The 2386-nt window shown below is 65.2% G+C and carries 1 protein-coding gene; it reads right to left on the bottom strand.

Annotated elements, in window-relative coordinates; all coding sequences use genetic code 11:
• Positions 1-2386 (bottom strand): AMP-binding protein (locus UCMB321_RS29000; protein WP_245220870.1); only part of this gene is annotated, 2386 nt, incomplete at both ends.

Raw genomic sequence — 2386 nt, 5'->3', positions numbered from 1 at the left:
AACACCGAACCCAGCCCCTGTAGGAGCTGGCTTGCCAGCGATGAGGCCCGTGAGTCTTGCAGCGCCTGTTCGGACGCCATCGCCAGCAAGCCGGCTCCCACAGGGTTTGTGTCAGCCTGCAGTGCCGCGTGATCGAACGCGGCGTGGGCCCAGCTGAGGAAGTTCACCGTGTTGCGGTGTTCGATCATCACGCCCTTGGGCAGACCGGTCGAGCCCGAGGTGTAGATCAGGTACGCCAAATGCGCCGAAGTCAGCCCCGGCACCTGCGGATTCTGGACGGACTCATCCTGCCAGGTGCCCTGATCAAGATTGATCACCGGCACCGAAACGCCCGCCAACAACGCCTGGGTAGCCGCCTGAACCAAGACCGCCGCCGGGGCGCTGTCCTGCAACATATAGGCAATCCGCTCTACCGGATAAGCCGGGTCCAACGGCACATAACCGCCGCCTGCCTTGAGAATCGCCAGCAGGCCGACGACCATCTCGGCCCCACGCTCAACACAGATCCCCACCCGCGAATCCGGTTGCACACCCTGTTTACGCAGGGCATGGGCCAGGCGGTTGGCTTGCTGGTTCAGCTCGCGATAAGTCAGGCGGCGCCCGCCATGCACCACTGCCAGGGCATCCGGCGTACGCTCTACCTGCGCTTCGAACAAACCATGGACAGTCTGCTGCTGCGGATAATCCAGCAGCGTATCGTTGAACGCCACCAGCAGCTGTTCACGCTCGTCGGCCGGCAGAATCGACAGGCCACTCAGTGGTGCCTCGGGGTTCTGCTCCAGCGCCTGAAGCAGATGCTCCAGCGCCGCCTCCATATAGGCGCAGACCCGCATGGCCCCCACTTCGGCGTTGACCTGCACATTCAGGCTAAAGCCCTCGCCCAGGTCATCGACGTTCAAGGTCAACGGATAGTTGGTGCGCTCTTCGCCACCGAGGGTCTCGATCCCCTGCCAGGCCAGCGCGGTTTCTTCGGAAACACTGGCGACGGCACTGTGGCGGTAGTTGAGCAAGGCACTGAACAGCGGTGTCGGCGCGGCTACGCCGCTGCAACGTTGAGCCAACGCCAGGGACGCATGTTCGTGCCCCAACAACGCGGTCAGTCGCGCGTGGGTCGCCTTGACCCCGGCGCGCACGCCCTGCCCGCCCACGGCAACCCGTAGCGGCAAGGTATTGATAAACATCCCCAATGCGCGGTCGGCCCCTTCGCCGCCCTGCATCCGGCCCATCAGCACGGTACCGAACACCACCTCCTGCTTACCAGAGACCTTGCCCAATACCTGGGCCCAGGCCAGGTGTACCAGGCTGGCGGCGCTCACGCCCAACTGCCGGGCACGAGCCCGCAGGCGCAGGCTCAGCGCCGGCGACAGAACCCGGGTGGCTTCCTCGATGGAATGACCGTCGCCCTGCACATCCTGCAAGCCGAACGGCAGGGTCGGCTCATCGATATCGCAGAGCATGTCGCGGAAGAACGCTTCGTGTTCCTCCCGACACCCGCCCAGGCGCGCCTGGGCCACATAGTTGCGGTACGGCACCGGGCTGCCCAACTGCGCGGCCTGCCCCAGCAGGTGCACCTGGATTTCATGGCGGACCACCTCAAGAGCGGTATGGTCCAGGGCCATATGATGGAAGCGCAGCATCGCCACCCAGCGCTGCCGGGCTTCGTCCTCGGCAAACACCAGTTGCATCAGTGGCGCGCGGGTGACGTCCAGACGCGAGTGACGGCTGTCGAAACGCTCCTTGAGCTGGCTGGCCACATCACCGGCACGTGGATCGAACGCCAGAGCCTCGCACTGCAACCGGGCCTGGCGCCAGACCACCTGGACCGGCTCATCCAGGCCTTGCCAGAGCACGGCGGTGCGCAGGATGTCATGGCGATCGATCACCCGTTGCAGCGCCTCGGCAAAGGCATCCAGGCGCTGACGGTCCGGCACGGTGAACAGGGCGTGCAGGACGTAGGGGTCACCCTCCCCGGCTGACAGATGGTGATAGAGAATGCCTTCCTGCAACGGCGCCAGCGGGTAGATATCCTGCACATTCGCCGCGCCACCCGGCACCTTGGCGACAATCTGTTCGATTGCGGACGGGTCGAGGCTGACCAGGGGCAGCATATCCGGGGTGATGTGCTCGCAGCTCGCCGGGATGGCATTGGCCGGAACGACGATTTCACGCCCGCCGCCCACGGCAGCGGCCAGGGCGGCCAGGGTCGGCTGGCTGAACAGCACCTGGACATCGACGCTGAGCCCAGCCTGGCGCATATGGCCGATCAGGCTGACCGCCAGCAACGAGTGGCCACCCAGTTCGAAGAAGTGATCATGACGCCCGACCTGCTCGACCTTGAGCAAGTCGGCCCAGATCTGCGCCAGGGCGATTTCGGTTTCGCCCTGGG

The organism is Pseudomonas batumici, from assembly GCF_000820515.1.
Taxonomy (GTDB): Bacteria; Pseudomonadota; Gammaproteobacteria; order Pseudomonadales; family Pseudomonadaceae; genus Aquipseudomonas; species Aquipseudomonas batumici.
This window is presented reverse-complemented; position numbering and strand designations above follow the sequence as displayed.